Consider the following 16,105-nt stretch of genomic DNA (forward strand, 5'->3'; position numbering starts at 1 on the left):
TCAATATTAATAACCAGGGTTTTGAACCAACTTACTATTTCTGCTCATTTCATCTCTACTCAATGGTCTGAAATACATTTTATCAACCCATTTTCTGGTTTCATTTTCAGTATTATCAACCACTGTGTAAGTATAGTTATAAACAGTTTTGTCGTGTTTGTATGGTTTTAAAGCTTTTGCACCTGCTTTCAATTTAGCTTCGATATTAAGAGACTTAATACCTCTACCAACGGTTGTTGGAGCAATTAACCATCTACGTGCATCATGATAACGGTGTTCTTCGTAAACCAATTCAATACGTCTTTCGTTACGAATTCTTTGGCGAAGTGCATCTCCTTTATCAGTTACCGCAGGCATACCAGCTCTAAATCTGATTCTGTTTACCCATTTTAATGCTTCTGCTTCGTCGCCAGTTTCAAGAGCGGCTTCTGCATAACTTAAAGCCATTTCAGTTACTCTGATAAATGGCCAAGGAATAACCTGAGCACTTGATTGGTTATCTGCTAAACCTGGGTTCGCATCAATAAACTTACGAGTATAATAGTGGGTTCTACTACCGTTCCAGTTTTCTACGGCTGATTCTCTTGTATCAATACCGTTAACTTTTCCACCTGCACCATCATCATAATATCCTGTTTGGATTTGATTTACTGGGTCAAGTCCTGCTACGTCAGATGGTCTTGGTTTCCAAGTTGCTCCATCGTATAAAACAGTTGCATAAAAACGTGGGTCACGGTTTGCATAAGGAGCTGCTTTGTGTTCTGCTTTAGTCCAATCAAATTTAGAACCGTCCATCATTTCATAGTCATCAACTAAATTTTGGATAGGCGTATTTCCCGCCCAGTTATGATAACCATTTGGCCCATTGTTAATTCCGTAGTGAATACCACCTAAAGGCCAGTTATCTTCAGCAGTGTAAAGACCAGTGTGTGTTCTTTGGAAAATCAATTCAGAAGATGCCGAAGCATCACCTACTGCACTTTGTCCACCCATTGCAATTGACATATAATTTGCCGTTCCATCAGCGGCTGTTGCTGGAGCAGTCAAATTCAATTTATATCCTGCCGAAACATCTAAAACCGCTTTCGCTGCTGCTTTTGCTGCTGCCCATCTTGTAGCTCTGTCGCCTGAAGTATAAGCTAACAAATCAAGATTAGTAAAGTTGCCTAACGTCGGAGATTTAGCTTTTAATGAAGCTGCATCATGTATATCACTTGCTGCATATAAAAGAACACGTGCTTTAAGAGCCATTGCACTAATTTTTGTAGCTCTACCCGCAACAGTACTTTTACCGTCTAATAATTTGATAGCATTGTCAAGGTCGCTTACAATAAACTTAATACATTCGTCATAAGTGCTTCTTGCAATGGTGTAATCTTCATTTAAACCATAAGGTTTGCTAATTAATGGTACACCACCGTAGAATCTAACTAATTGTTGGTAGTAATACGCTCTCAAGAAATAAGCTTCACCCGTAAGTTTTTCTTTCAAGGTTGCATCTGTAAATGTTGCCGTTGGAAGACTCTGTAAAGCTACATTGGCTTGTCTGATGGCTAAATACATTCTACCGTATTCATACGTTGGACTTTCCCAAGCTTTGTTGTTTGCCGTTTCTGAACCTTCTGTAAATGTATTGATATTTCTACCTGCGTGGGTAAACATTGCTTCGTCGGTATAAGCAGCAAGTGCTTGTTCTTCAAAACCACCGTAACCCAAGTATGAATAAACGTTAAATATGAAGGCTTCTGAAAGTGCTCCATCTGCCCAAGTGGCTTGACTTGAGATTTTGTCGAGCGGCTTAGTGTTCAAGAACTCTTTATCGCACGACAAAACAAACGCCATTGATACAAAAAGCACGCTTATTTTTATGATTGATTTTTTCATTTTATTATCTTTTATTAATGAATTAAAAACTTAAACTTAAACCTGTATTAATTACACGTGACTGTGGATAATACACACCGCTTTGTACTGTTGACTCTGGGTCAAATACTTTAGTTTTATCAAACGTAAGTAGATTTGAACCGTTTACATAGAGTCTAAGTGAACCAACTTTATATTTATCTGTAATATGTTTTGGAACAGTATAAGCTAATTGTAAGTTTTTCAAACGAATATAATCTTTACTGAAAAGGTAATAAGTGTTGTTACCGTAGTTACCACCTGTGAAGTAAGTATCTCCTCTACTTGCTAAGCGTGGGTGTACGCTACTTGGGTTGTCGATTGACCAACGGTTATCATAAGAATATTTCAAGAAGTTACCAATATCTCCTGATTCTGTTTGAACACGAATTGCAGCACCAGTTGCTCCTTGGAATAAAATGTTCAATTCAAAACCTTTATATTTCACATCTAAATTTGCTCCGAAGTTGAAAGTTGGTGTTGAGTTTTGGTCTAATCTTTCTCTATCATCACCGTTGATTTTACCATCACCGTTAATGTCTTCAAATTTCATATCTCCCGGAATTAATTTTGAAGTTACACCGCTATAATCAAGTTTATTTGCTTCAATATCAGCTTTGTCTTTGAAAATTCCTGCTGAACGATACACTAAATAAGAATCTATTGGTTTGCCTTCTTGTAATTGATAGCTTGGAGCTCCCGGAATTTCATCCATGAAAATCACTTTGTTCTTAGCATATCCACCATTTACTCCTGCTCTGAAAGTAAGGTCTTTCGACGCTTTTCCGTTGTAACCGATATTGAATTCAAAACCTTTATTATCTACAATACCAGCATTTACTGGAGGTAACAATGAGTTGATACCCGATGAAGCAGGCGTTGAACCATTTTTCTGAATCAAAATTTGGTCTCTTCTGTTATAGAAATACTCTAAAATAACATCAATCTTGTTATTCAATAAGCTCATGTCGATACCAAGGTTGTAGTTGTTTGCTCTTTCCCAAGTAAAGTTAGGGTTAGCCAAAACTGTTTCTCCCAAAGTAGTTACCACTTGGCTGTTGATTGGATAGTTTCCAAAGCCATAAGTTGATAAATAAGCATATTCTTGAAGTTGTCCGTTATAGAATACTTGGTCGTTACCCATTTGTCCGTAAGAAGCACGGATTTTTAAATGGTCAATCGCAGGAACTTTGAAGAAATCTTCTTTAGATACGTTCCATCCTAATAAAACTCCTGGGAAGAAACCGAATCTACTTGCTTCTGGGAATATATATGAACCGTCATAACGTGCAATAAATTCTGCTAAATATTTTTCGCCATAGTTGTATTGTACACGACCATAATACCCTAATCTTGCTCTGTTGTATGCACTACCACCTGTATTTTGTTGTAATGAACCTCCTGCAAATAATTGGTCAATGGCTGGTGAAATATAATTTCTTCTATAAGCAAAGAATCCTTCGCCAGAGAAGTTTTCTTTCGTAACCCCCATCATTACACCAATGTTGTGTAGCTTATTAATTTGTTTGTCATAACTTATCTGTGCTGTTAAGTTTGTATTCAATAATGAGCTATAACCTTGTGTTAATCTTGGGTCAGTGAAGTTTGAACGAATTGCTCCTACTAATTTTGGTGTTACACCATCAGCTTCATAAGAGACTTTGTCCCAGCTATAAAGTTTCCAAGGTGTTTGCCAGATTTTGTTCGTTCCACTGTTTTTATCAACCGCTGCTGATAACGTAACTTTCAAGCCTTCAATCCAAGGGTTTGTAATAGAAACCGAACCATTAGTTTGTAAATAGTCAACTGGATTATCAATATAACCTGTTGCATTTGTAGTAATTACATAAGGGTTTTGACCATTCTCAATATCTGGGCCTGGCAGACCATTTGGCCATACTTCTGGCTCTGTCGGACGACCACGCATCAACATTCTGAAAATTGAACCTGCATTTTCAGTTGGATAACGGCGTTGCTCACGTCTGGTCATGATACCAAGATTAGCAACAATGTACTTACTGATACTTGCTTCAACGTTTGTTCTGAAGTTGAACTGTTGATAACTTGTAGCAGAGTTTTTGTAATATGCGTCTTGATTGACATACCCAATTGAAGAGAAATATCTGATACTTTCGTTACCGCCTGAGATAGATAAGTTATGCGAAGATTGTGGAGACCAAGTTTTGAAAGCATCACCAAACCAATCAGTATTTGGATATTTCCATTTGTCAGTTCCTGCGGCAAAACCTTTTACGGCTTCTGGACTATAATTGGCATTGATTGTAGTTCCTGCCGATGGAGAAGTATAAGTTCCTGTGCTTTGAATTGCTTTCCAAGCTGCCCCCCATTCTCCGTCTGGAATTGTCTTATAAATTGGCAATTCGTTCATGATTTGTGCATACTCAGATGAACTTGCCATTTGAGGTACACGTGCAGGTTGTGACCATCCACTGTTAAAATTGTAAGTAATGGTTGGTTTGCCTGCTTTACCTTGTTTTGTTGTAACTAAGATTGCTCCATTGGCTGCTCTTGCACCATAAATTGCAGCAGAAGCATCTTTCAAAACAGAAATAGACTCAATGTCATTTCCATTTAAACGACCAATACCGCCATCTCTATCAGGTACACCATCAATCACAACTAATGGACTACTGTTTCCAAGTGTGTTTGTACCTCTAATAGAGATTTTAGCACCATCATTTCCCGGTTCACCACTTGTCTGGATTACTACTAATCCCGGAAGGCGACCTGCCAATGAGTTACTAATTTCAACGTTTGGTGAACGTAAGATTCTTTCGCCTTGAACAGCTACGACCGCACCCGTCACTGTCGCTTTTTTCTGAGTACCATAACCTACAACGACTACTTCTTCCAGACTTTTATTGTCTTGAGTTAAGCTAATTGTAAGAGATGTTTTCCCATTGAGAGGAACTTCTTTGGTAACAAAACCTACATAAGTTAACACCAATGTAGCGTTCTTTGCTGCATTTAATGAAAATGCACCTTTTGCATCAGAAATTGCTCCAGAGGTAGTTCCTTTTACTAAAATGTTTACACCCGGTAAACCTTCCCCGTTTTCATCAGTAACTTTTCCCGTTACACTTTGTGCAATGGCATTTGAAAAACTTGCCAATGCTACTATCAGCATGAGTAAGAGTTTTGTTCTGAAAATTGGAATTCTTTGAGTTAGAATTGTTTTCATAGTTTAATTATGACTTGGATAAATTTGTATGATTTTTGAAACTTTTGATACCAGATTTAACTGGTCATGGACAGAGCGAACAGATTGATTTTTCTACGATTTTGACTGCAATTGTGAAGAAATTACGCTTGCAGAAGGACCAAACACTATTTATTTTTAGTTTTCAGTAGTTCTTAATTGAAAGCAAAGTCGCTTTTGTTTTTACTTATTGATAATTCTGCACTAATAAGGTTAATTGGTTTTTCTTCCAATTTTTGTATATGATAAATTTAATATTTTTTTATCTATAAACAAGAATAGGTCGTTCTGTTTAGTAAATATTTTAGCACTATCAGAAGTTTCAAGAAATCAATAAAATAATTGTACAGATGATACAAAGCAAAATAATGAATGTAGTTTTTTAATGAGGACATTGTCAACTATCAACTGAGTAGTTTTGAAGACATAATTTGGCTAACAAAGTTTATATTAATATAAGATTTTATGATTGATTATGGATGTTGAATTCATCAAAACATAGTTAAGTAGATGCTGGATAGCATTTGTTTTTTAGAGAATAATAATAATAGAGTTGTTTTTTTAATACTGAATCGTACTTTATTAATATACTTTTGATGTGAAAATATAACTAATAGTAATTTTTTTATTTATTATGTAATAAAGCAAATATTGGAGTGCAAAGTTTTTTAAAAAAATACTTGAATAAAAATAGTTAATATTCTGAAAATGATGGATAAAATTATGGTTTTAAACTTCGATGAATATTAAGGCTCAAAAATCTTTAGAGTTTCCATAAAATAGTCTTAAATATATTTTTTATTGTACTAAATTGTTTTATAAAAAATAATTACCTTATAAAAAAGGATACTTATGATGTATATTTTCATTGAAACTCTTGCTTAAAGTTGTAAGATTTTTATGAGTAGTTTTAGAGATGAAATAGCTTTTTTAAAAAACATAATTTTAAGTATGAAAAAATATATTTGCCTTGCAATTTCACTTGCATTTTTTGGTTCTGAAAGTTTAGCTCAAAAATCAAAAAATCGCATACAGTTAATTACAAAATCTAAAGAAAATAAAGTAGAAGTAATGGTTGATAACAAACCTTTTACGTCCTATTTTTTTCCAAGTGATTCGATACTGAAAAAGCCAGTCCTTTTTCCAATTGTAACCTCTCAAGGAACAACCATAACTCGTGGTTATCCATTTGCTACTCGTGCAGGAGAAAGAGTTGACCACCCTCACCATGTTGGAATGTGGTTAAATTATGAATCTGTAAACGGTTTTGACTTCTGGAATAATTCAACGGCTATTAAAGACCGTTCAAAGTATGGAACAATCAAACACACAGGCATTACAAAGTCAAGCAGTGGCGTTGGCAAAGCTGATTTGGAAGTAACGGCTGACTGGATTGATACTGATGGAAAAGGCAAAACTTTGTTGAAAGAGAAAACGAAGTATGTATTCTATGCGAATGGAAATCAAAGAATTATTGATAGAATCACAACTTTGACGGCTCAAAATGATGAAGTGCTTTTTAAAGATGTTAAAGATGGTGTCTTTGCCATTAGATTAGCTCGTGAATTGGAACATCCATCTGATAAACCAGATATTTTTGTGGATGCAAACGGTATTGAAACTAAAGTTGATAAATTAGACAATACAGGAATCACAGGGAAATATCATAGCAGTGAAGGAATCAACGGCGAAGACGTTTGGAGTACACGTGGAAAATGGGTGAATTTGACAGGTAAAATCAAAAATGAAGATATTTCTGTTGCCATCATCGACCATCCATCAAATGTTAATTATCCAACTTTTTGGCACGCTCGTGGATATGGTTTATTTGCTGCTAATCCTTTAGGAGAAAAAATATTTAGCAAAGAGAAAAAAGAATTGAATTACAAACTTGCCCCAAATCAATCTGTCACTTTTAGATACAGAACTGTTATTACTTCTGGTACTGCTTCTGATGAAAAATTGAACAAATTAGCAGCAGAATTTGCAGCAAGTAAGTAGTTGTTGGTTACTGGTTGATTGGTTACTGGTTATTAGTTGATTGGTTACTGGTAGATTGGTTATTGGTAGATTGGTTATTAGTTGATTGGTTACTGGTAGATTGGTTATTGGTTGATTTGGAATAAAATCAATTTACCAATAACCAATCTACCAATTCACCAATAACCAATTCACCAATAACCAATAACCAATAACCAATAACCAATTAACAAAAATAAACTAAAAAGGTACTTTATGCGTTTAATCTGAAAATTAACCGTATGAAGTATCTTTTTTTTATCCTACTGCTCTCAAATGCCATTTTTGCTCAACGAGACTCTGTTTTTTATAAAATGTCGGCTCAGAAGTTTTTGAGTTTGCCACAAATAAATCAGCCTATTGATGTTAGAAACCCTGATTTTGGACTTTTAGATGCTGCTCTTTTTCATGCAACCAATGAACAACGAATAGCATTTAACTTGCCGATTTTTGGCTATGCTTCAATTATTCATCAGGCGGCTATTGGTCATTCTGTTGCCATGATAGAGCAGGATTTTTACAATCATGATAATCCATTTGACGTAGCCAATAAAAGCTTGCCAGACAGAATTTTCAAAAAGACCAAAGCATATAGACAATTAGCAGAAAACATTGCTCAGCATGATATTTTGATGGCGGCAGGCAATATGTATTGTTTTACACCCCCTAAAAGTGGAGGAGATTTCTTTTATTATGATTGCAAAACCAAAAAGGCTTTACCCATGATGACTTATGCAGATTTTGCAAGGTCGGTAGTGAATGGATGGATGAATTCGCCACACCATAGAGCTAATATTTTAGACCCAAAATTGAAATTTATGGCTTGTTCGGGTAGAGTTTCTAAGAATCCCTATAAATCTCAAAGAAGTCCTTTCGCACGTTTAACACAAGATTTTGGCGGGTAAATCTCCTTTTTTTACTTCGTGGTATTATGTTTGTAATAAATAAAAAACACGAACACCTATCCAAGAAAATATTACCAACAATTAATTTTAGGTATCTTTGTAAAACCCATCATTTTGGAATAATAATCCAAGTGTTTTCAAACATAAGCTAAATTGACAAACGAATAACTAAATATAGAATGAAATTAACTTTTTGGGGAGCTACGAGGCAGGTGACAGGTAGTATGTATTTACTTGAGTTAGACGATGAATATAAAATTCTGATTGATTGTGGAACAAATATGGAGCGTGATATTGATTATTCACAACCCGTAACAAACAAGGCTTTTTTTCCATTTGAGGCTTCACAAGTAAATTTGGTTCTTCTTACACACGCACACATTGACCATTCTGGAAATATACCCATGTTGTACCGTGAAGGCTACGAAGGACAAGTTCTTTGTACATCTCCAACGGCAGAATTGGCGGGACTTTTACTTCAAGATGCTGCGAATTTACATCTGAAAAAAATCAAACAAGCAGAAGGAGATAGTAAGAAAAAGAAGAAAAAAATGGATAGATTGCTCGTAAAGGGTGATTTATATTTGCAAAAAGACGTTGAAGACTCAATGTCTAATTTTGTTACAATCCAATTTAATCATCGTTTTAGAGTTTCTGATACGGCTTGGGTGACGTTTATACCAGCAGGGCATTTATTAGGGGCAGCTCATATTATTTTAGAAGTAAAAGAAGGAGACAAAACGAAAAAGATTTGTTTTTCGGGAGATATTGGACGTAAAAATTATCCACTACATATTGACCCTTCTGACGAAATTCCAGAGGTTGATTATTTACTTTGCGAAACAACTTATGGAGCAAGATTACACGAAGACAAAATTTCACCAGAAGATGCTTTAGGCGATGTAATTAAACGTACTTGTATTGATATGCCAGGGCGTTTGATTATTCCTGCTTTTTCGGTTGGACGTACTCAAGCCTTACTTTATACCTTGAATAAACTTTACAGTGAACGTGGTTTTCAACCTATTAAAGTATTCAGTGATAGCCCATTGGCGTATGCTTCAACGAAAGTTTATCAGAAAAATCTTAAACAATTAAATAAAGAAGCACAGGATTTTCAGAGTGAAAATGATACACTTTTTGACTTTGAGAATCTTCAATATATTCAGTCTGAGAAGTCGAGTAAAGCTATTTCTAATTACGGTGAACCTTGTATTATAATTTCCGCTTCAGGTATGATTTCGGGTGGACGTGTTGAACAACACATTGCTGCCAATATCAATAACGCTTATTGTACCATTCTTTTAGTAGGTTATGCTTCTGAAGGAACTTTAGGTTGGCGTTTGATGAATGGACAGAAAACCCTGAGAATCAAAGACGTAGAACATACTGTTTTGGCAAATGTTGAAAAAATAGATGTATTTTCAGGACATGGCGACCAAAATGATTTGATAAATTTTGTCAAAAAACAATCGAAAGAAAAACTGAAAAAAGTATTCTTAATTCACGGTGAAGTGGACAGTATGGAAGCCTTTAAAGAAGTTTTAGAAAAAGATGGTTATAGTGGCATAGAAATTCCAGAAGCAGGGCAAATCTTTGAGTTATAAGGGTTTATCCGTAAATTACGGAACTATCAACTATTTGTCGCAGACAAATTTAGACCACAGATTGAGCAGATTTTACAGATTTACACTGGGACGATTTCTATGGTAAAATCAAGAAAAATCAGCGAAAATCTGTTAAATCAGTATAATCAGTGGTCTATCGTTTGTCTTGTGACAAACCCTTTATTGTTACGTAAAATTATTGGGCAAGAATTTCTTGCCTTTTTTTATTACCTCAAATTTATCATCATGCAAACCACTCTTATTACAAACGATGCCGTCGTTTTCGGAATATTGCTCGCTATCATTTATTTTACCTTTTATACATCATCACTTCAAAGTCGTTTTTGGCAACGCTTTTATTTATTTCTGCCAAGTATTCTTATTTGTTATTTTGTACCGGGATTGTTAAATTCTTTCAATATTATTTCGGGAGAAAATTCAAAACTTTATGATGTCGCTTCCAAATACTTGTTACCCGCTTGTTTAGTGTATTTTACAATTAGTATTGATTTTCAGGCACTTAAAAGGTTAGGAGCAAAAGCAATTATTGTATTTTTAGCGGGTTCGGTAGGAGTCATAGTTGGTGGACCTGCATCAATTTGGATTGTAAAAATGATTAGTCCCGAAACCGTATCTGGAGAAACATGGCGTGGTTTGGCAACTATTGCGGGAAGTTGGATTGGTGGAAGTGCCAATCAGACAGCTTTAAAAGAAGTGTTTAATCCCTCTGCGGAAGTCTTTTCTCAAGCCATTGCAGTTGATGTACTCACGGCAGAACTTTGGTTGGCTTTATTACTTTATGGTGTTGGAAATGCCTATAAATTAGATAAATGGTTTGGGGCTGATAATAGTGGAGTGGAGGAAATTCGAGAGAAAATAGAAAAAGAATTTTCTGATAATCAGCGAAATCCAAATGTAAATGACCTATTGAAAATACTTTTTGTTGGATTCGGGACTACCACAATTGCTTATGTATGTGCTGATTTAATAGTTCCTTTTATCGAGAATAATTATCCCAACCTCAAGAAATTTAGTTTAACATCCACCTCATTTTGGGTAATATCATTAGTGACGCTTTTCGGAATATTATTATCAAAAACACCCTTACGAGAGATTGAAAAAGTGGGTGCTTCAAAATTTGGAAGTATTTTTCTATTTATTCTAATTACCACAATTGGAATGAAAATGGATATTTTAGCCGCTTTAGAAAAGCCTCAGTTATTTTTAGTGGGTATCATTTGGATGTTTTTTCATGCACTTTTTACCCTTTTGGCGGCATATTTTACCAAAGCTCCATATTTTTTTACTGCTGTGGGTTCACAAGCCAATGTAGGTGGTGCTGCATCTGCCTCAGTAGTGGCAGCTGCTTTTCATCCTTCTTTGGCATCGGTTGGCGTATTACTGGCTATTTTAGGCTATGCACTCGGCACTTACTTAGGCTATTTAACAGGCTTAATGATGCAATGGGTTGTGCTGAATTTATAATAACAGAATCTTTCTCTTGAATTAAATTATTCAAGAGAAAGATTCTTATTGTGATATGTTTATTCACTACAACCATCAAGTTCTCTTTTTAGCCTACTTAAAGACTGTGGAGTAATTCCTAAATATGATGCTACAATATGTTGAGGTATTCGATGGAGAATATTTTGGTAAGAATGCTGAAACTTTTTGTATCGGGTTGCGGCATCATCATTCATCATCGAACGCAATCGTTTTTGTGAGATGATGAAGTTAATATCACTAATTTTTCTGCCTATTGTTTCCCAAACATGATATTTGGTATATAGACTCATCAAGTCTTCATAATTAAAAGCAACCACTTCGGTTTCTTCGATAGCCTCAATAAAATCAGTTGAGGGAGTTTGAGACATAAAGCTTACATGTTCTGTAAAAATATTCAATTCACGAGAAATGATATATGTTTTTTGATTACCATTTGGCATCATCTGAAAAGACCTCATTAAGCCTTTCTTTATAAAGTAAGCTTCTGTACAAATATCACCTGCTTTTAGGATAATTTCACCTTTTTTATAGGTCTTACTAATGAGGTATGGTCGTAAAAATTCAATTTCACTTTCGCTTGGATAGACTCCAAAGAACATTATTTTTTCACGAACAAGACATAGGTCTGGTGGTAAATTCATGTGGTTAGCGGAAATTTTTAAGAGTTAGCGGAAAATTTTAAGTGTAAGAATTTGAACCTCTTTAAACTTTTCGTTTTGAGTGAGAATTGAATTAACTTTTTGTCTGTGAATGTGAAATTTTGACCCACTGTAGAGCAGATATAGCAGAGCTACATTGAGCAAATTTTATATTCACAGGCGTAAAGTGAAACGATTTACTTCAAAAGGAATAAGTTTAAGCAGGTTCTTTAATTAAAATGACTTTTAAAAGTCTTTTGATTATATTTTTCAAAGTTAAGAACGTATTTTTGTATTAGGATATAATTAAGAATAAAAACATCTAAAAATGTTTAGATTCTTGCAGAACATTTATACCATTAAATAAATAACGTGAAGAACATACGTAATTTTTGTATTATTGCCCATATTGACCACGGTAAAAGTACCTTGGCTGATAGATTAATTGAGTTTACTGAGACTGTCTTAAAACGTAATATGCAAGCCCAGTTGCTTGATGATATGGATTTGGAGCGGGAGAGAGGAATCACCATTAAGTCGCACGCTATTCAAATGAACTATGTCTATGAGGGTGAACACTATGTGTTTAACTTGATTGACACGCCAGGTCACGTTGACTTTTCTTATGAAGTATCACGTTCTATTGCAGCTTGTGAAGGGGCTTTATTAATTGTAGATGCTGCTCAAGGAATTGAAGCACAAACTATCTCGAATTTATTCTTAGCACTTGGTCATGACTTGGAAATTATTCCAGTCTTAAATAAAATTGACCTTCCTGGGGCAATGCCAGAGGAAGTTACCGACCAAATTGTTGATTTATTAGGTTGCGAACGTTCAGACGTAATTCATGCTTCTGGTAAAGAAGGCATTGGTATTTCTGACATTCTTCAAGCAGTAATTGAAAGAATCCCTGCACCAAAAGGCGACCTCGAAGCACCATTACAAGCCTTGATTTTTGACTCTGAATTTAATTCATATCGTGGAATTGAGGTAATGTTTAGAGTTTTCAATGGTGAAATTCGTAAAGGCGATAAAGTAAAATTTGTAGCAACAGGAAAAGAATATTCTGCTGATGAAATTGGTACTTTACGTTTTGAAAAAGAGCCGAAAGATGTTATAAAGGCAGGTGATGTAGGGTATTTGATTTCTGGAATTAAAGAAGCCAAAGAAGTAAAAGTTGGTGATACCATTACGCACCGTGACCGTCCTTGTAAAGACTTTATTGAGGGTTTTGAAGAAGTAAAACCAATGGTTTTTGCGGGTATTTATCCAGTAGAAACGACTGAGTTTGAAGACCTTCGTGATGCAATGGGGAAACTTCAACTAAACGATGCGTCGTTGGTTTGGGAACCCGAAACATCAATGGCATTAGGTTTTGGTTTCCGTTGTGGATTCTTAGGAATGTTGCACATGGAAATCGTACAGGAGCGTTTAGAACGTGAATTTGACATGACGGTTATTACAACGGTTCCGTCGGTGAAATTTAATGTAAAAATGACAAACGGTGAAGAAATTTGGGTTTCAGCACCTTCTGAATTGCCAGAGCCAAACTTAATTGACTATGTTGAAGAACCAATAATTAAGGCTCAGATTATCTCAAAGTCGGATTATGTAGGAGCAATTATGAAATTGTGTTTGGATAAAAGAGGAGATTTGAAAAACCAAATTTACTTAACTTCAGACCGTGTTGAATTGCAATTTGACTTACCACTTTCAGAGGTTGTATTTGATTTCTTCGATAAATTAAAGACAATTTCTCGTGGTTATGCTTCACTCGACTACGAATATAAAGGTTATGAACAAGGCGACATGGTGAAATTAGACATCATGTTGAATGGAGAGAAAGTTGATGCTCTTTCTGCCATTGTTCACCGTGATAAGGCTTACGAATGGGGAAAACGTCTTTGTGAAAAACTTCGTGAATTATTACCAAGACAACAATTTGAAATTGCGATTCAAGCGGCAATTGGTCAAAAAATCATTGCTCGTGAAACGGTAAAAGCCCTTCGTAAAGACGTATTAGCGAAATGTTACGGTGGTGATATTTCTCGTAAACGTAAGTTATTGGACAAACAGAAGAAAGGTAAAAAACGTATGCGTCAGGTAGGAAACGTAGAAATTCCGCAAGAGGCGTTTATGGCAGTATTGAAATTGGATTAATTTGTAGGTTTTAGGTTTCTGGGATTAGGTTTTAGTAAGCCTTAACTTAATTCTTTATCATAAAAAACGGTCTGTGAGTGAATACTTACAGACCATTTTTTGTTTTACACTTAGATTTTTGGATTAAAAGATTTTTGAATTTTTGTATAGAACTCATCTTGAAATCCTTAAATCCAACCCATCTTAGTTCAGATGAATATTTACTTTTCTGTACTAAGATTTTTTGGATTAAAAGATTTTTGGATTTTTGTATAGAACTCATCTTAAAATCCTTAAATCAGACCCATCTTAGTTCAGACAAATAAACTACAATTCCACCATCATAATCATTAATTTTTCCAATTCCTTTGTAGCTGACCCAAACTCTGAATTGTATTTATTTATCATGATTGAAAAACACATCATTTCGCCATTTTGGGCAGTGAAATAGCCAGAATATGCTCTTACGCCATCAATTGAGCCACTTTTAGCATGAACATTTCCAGCGGCTTTTGACTTTTTACCTAAATTTGCAACTGTTCCAGAAACGCCTAAAACGGGCAATGATTCATAAAAATCATCATACGATTTTTCTAAAAACATGGCTTTCAAAATATCCGTCATATTGTTGGGCGTTATTCCATTGGCAGGAGCAAGTCCGCTACCATCTTTGATTTTTAGACCTTCCAATTTTACGCCTTTGGTTTGCCAAATTTGTTTCACAGCTTTTACTGCTGCATCGGTTGAACTACCCAAATTGAAAATGACAGAAGGTGTTTTCAGAAAAGATTCTGCATAAAGATTGATACTATGTAGATTACATTCTTTCACTAATTCTTTTAGTGGAGGTGATTGTAAAGAATCAATCACGGAGGTTTGTGTTGGCTTCTGAAATGATATATTTTTCTTATTTGCCTCCAATAAAGAAATGGGGCTTTCTGAAATTTTGATATTTAATTCTTCTAATTTCTTATGTAAAAAATAAGCAGAAAACAACGCAGGGTCTGGAATTGAGCCTTTTACAGAGAAATTATCTCCCGAAGGAACAAAACCTTCCATCACTAAAACGTCTTGATAAGGCGTTGAATAAATATTTACTTGGTCTCCTGTACCTGCTTTATCAGTAAGCACTCGATTGATTTTTTTGTAATATGGTAAATCTGGAGCTGTTTTAACCAAAGCGGCACTTTCCATTAATTTTGCAGGGTTAAAGGTCGCCCAATATAAATTTTCATTCATATTCAGTCCATAAGCGGCTGCACCGAAATAATTGCCCATATCGCCCCAAATCCAGCCGTCGGAAGTTACATTTTCATCAAAAAAACTGCTATCTCCAAATATTCTTCCTTTAATTTCCTTAATGCCTAAAGTCTTAATTTTCTTTGCCCAGTTTTCAGTTAATTGCTTATAATCAGACTGATTTTTAAATCGCCAACTTCCTAAAGAGGGGTCGCCTGAACCTTTAATGATGATATTTCCAGTTAAAACGGAGTCTTTTATTTCACCACTGTATTCGAGCGTTGTGGTATAACGAAACTCACTTCCTAAAGCCATCAGAGCCGTTGCAGATGAAACCAATTTGAGCGTTGAAGCAGGTGTTAAACTCTTCTTAGCATTATATTCAACAATATTTTTATCAGAATTGACAGATTTTATGCTCACTCCAATAAATCCATTTTCTAAAAAAGGAGAGGTTACCAAAGAATCAATGCGTCTCTGAATAATATCTTTTGGCGTAAGCACTTTAATCGAATCAACCTTTTGGGGTTGAGTCTGCAACAATACTATTTTAATAATGCTAAGAAGTAATAATTTCATATACTCTACCCGATGAAAAATTAGAATTAATAAAAAAAGGCTGAAATTTGTAGTTCTCAAGCAACAAAACCAGCCCTTTAATGAAAAATATCATCAGTAGCAAAATTAAAAATTTATTTTCAGAAATCCCATTAGCCAAGAATTTAGCCAGACAAACGTTTATTTCAGAGTTCACTCTCGGTATCATAAAAAGTAGAAATGTCCAATTCAAAGAAGTTGGATTACATTTTACAACTGACTCAAAAGTGGAGTCAAATGAAAGAAGAATACAAGCATTTTTTAAAGATTTTGAATTTGACTATCAACAAGTTGCTATCCTTTTAGTAATGTTTTTACCCAAAGGTAAATTGA

Annotated in this window: 10 protein-coding genes; 6 read left to right on the forward strand and 4 right to left on the reverse strand. The window is 34.9% G+C overall.

From position 1 onward, the window contains the following. Window positions 1-6: 6 nt before the first annotated feature. Both LV89_RS10655 and LV89_RS10660 read right to left on the reverse strand, forming a co-directional pair. Window positions 7-1,884 (reverse strand): RagB/SusD family nutrient uptake outer membrane protein, encoded by a 1,878-nt coding sequence (locus LV89_RS10655; protein WP_109742876.1) that lies wholly within the window; start codon window positions 1,882-1,884, stop codon window positions 7-9. A gap of 22 nt (window positions 1,885-1,906) precedes the next feature. Next, window positions 1,907-5,104, reverse strand: coding sequence for a SusC/RagA family TonB-linked outer membrane protein (locus tag LV89_RS10660; RefSeq protein WP_109742877.1), 3,198 nt, complete (start codon window positions 5,102-5,104; stop codon window positions 1,907-1,909). A 969-nt stretch (window positions 5,105-6,073) separates the two neighbouring features. On the opposite strand from LV89_RS10660, the gene LV89_RS10665 reads away from it, so the two are divergent. The 4 genes from LV89_RS10665 (at window position 6,074) to LV89_RS10680 (ending at window position 11,138) form a co-directional block, all read left to right on the forward strand. Continuing rightward, a complete protein-coding gene (locus tag LV89_RS10665) occupies window positions 6,074-7,123 on the forward strand; it encodes a DUF6807 domain-containing protein (RefSeq protein WP_109742890.1) in 1,050 nt (349 codons plus the stop codon). 260 nt (window positions 7,124-7,383) lie between these two features. Next, the gene (locus LV89_RS10670; RefSeq protein WP_109742878.1) at window positions 7,384-8,046 is read left to right on the forward strand and encodes a CAP domain-containing protein; all 663 of its coding nucleotides are present in this window, start codon (window positions 7,384-7,386) and stop codon (window positions 8,044-8,046) included. 179 nt (window positions 8,047-8,225) lie between these two features. Next, window positions 8,226-9,653 carry an MBL fold metallo-hydrolase RNA specificity domain-containing protein gene (locus LV89_RS10675; RefSeq protein ID WP_109742879.1) on the forward strand — a complete coding sequence of 476 codons (1,428 nt, stop codon included), beginning with the start codon at window positions 8,226-8,228 and terminating at the stop codon, window positions 9,651-9,653. 246 nt (window positions 9,654-9,899) lie between these two features. Then, window positions 9,900-11,138: a DUF819 family protein gene (locus tag LV89_RS10680; RefSeq protein ID WP_109742891.1), complete on the forward strand. Its 1,239-nt coding sequence runs from the start codon at window positions 9,900-9,902 to the stop codon at window positions 11,136-11,138. Between the two features lie 59 nt (window positions 11,139-11,197). On the opposite strand, the gene LV89_RS10685 is transcribed toward LV89_RS10680, so the two are convergent. Further along, complete coding sequence (locus tag LV89_RS10685; RefSeq protein ID WP_109742880.1) at window positions 11,198-11,800, reverse strand: Crp/Fnr family transcriptional regulator; 603 nt, start codon at window positions 11,798-11,800, stop codon at window positions 11,198-11,200. Window positions 11,801-12,169: 369 nt separating this feature from the next. Here LV89_RS10685 and lepA point away from each other — a divergent pair, with 369 nt between their 5' ends. Next, window positions 12,170-13,957: a translation elongation factor 4 gene (gene lepA / locus LV89_RS10690; RefSeq protein WP_109742881.1), complete on the forward strand. Its 1,788-nt coding sequence runs from the start codon at window positions 12,170-12,172 to the stop codon at window positions 13,955-13,957. A 306-nt stretch (window positions 13,958-14,263) separates the two neighbouring features. Here the strand turns inward: lepA and dacB are convergent, their stop codons facing one another. Then, window positions 14,264-15,754 carry a D-alanyl-D-alanine carboxypeptidase/D-alanyl-D-alanine endopeptidase gene (dacB, locus tag LV89_RS10695; RefSeq protein WP_109742882.1) on the reverse strand — a complete coding sequence of 497 codons (1,491 nt, stop codon included), beginning with the start codon at window positions 15,752-15,754 and terminating at the stop codon, window positions 14,264-14,266. 80 nt (window positions 15,755-15,834) lie between these two features. On the opposite strand from dacB, the gene LV89_RS10700 reads away from it, so the two are divergent. Beyond that, window positions 15,835-16,105 (forward strand): hypothetical protein (locus tag LV89_RS10700; protein WP_211321191.1); only part of this gene is annotated, 271 nt, incomplete at its 3' end.

Origin of the sequence: Arcicella aurantiaca, assembly GCF_003148625.1 — a bacterium.
GTDB classification, from domain to species: Bacteria; Bacteroidota; Bacteroidia; order Cytophagales; family Spirosomataceae; genus Arcicella; species Arcicella aurantiaca.

Bases quoted from the DNA above. Each gene is read 5' to 3' on its own strand.
- LV89_RS10655 (WP_109742876.1), bottom strand. From the start codon at position 1,884: ATGAAAAAATCAATCATAAAAATAAGCGTGCTTTTTGTATCAATGGCG.
- LV89_RS10660 (WP_109742877.1), bottom strand. From the start codon at position 5,104: ATGAAAACAATTCTAACTCAAAGAATTCCAATTTTCAGAACAAAACTC.
- LV89_RS10665 (WP_109742890.1), top strand. From the start codon at position 6,074: ATGAAAAAATATATTTGCCTTGCAATTTCACTTGCATTTTTTGGTTCT.
- LV89_RS10670 (WP_109742878.1), top strand. From the start codon at position 7,384: ATGAAGTATCTTTTTTTTATCCTACTGCTCTCAAATGCCATTTTTGCT.
- LV89_RS10675 (WP_109742879.1), top strand. From the start codon at position 8,226: ATGAAATTAACTTTTTGGGGAGCTACGAGGCAGGTGACAGGTAGTATG.
- LV89_RS10680 (WP_109742891.1), top strand. From the start codon at position 9,900: ATGCAAACCACTCTTATTACAAACGATGCCGTCGTTTTCGGAATATTG.
- LV89_RS10685 (WP_109742880.1), bottom strand. From the start codon at position 11,800: ATGAATTTACCACCAGACCTATGTCTTGTTCGTGAAAAAATAATGTTC.
- dacB (WP_109742882.1), bottom strand. From the start codon at position 15,754: ATGAAATTATTACTTCTTAGCATTATTAAAATAGTATTGTTGCAGACT.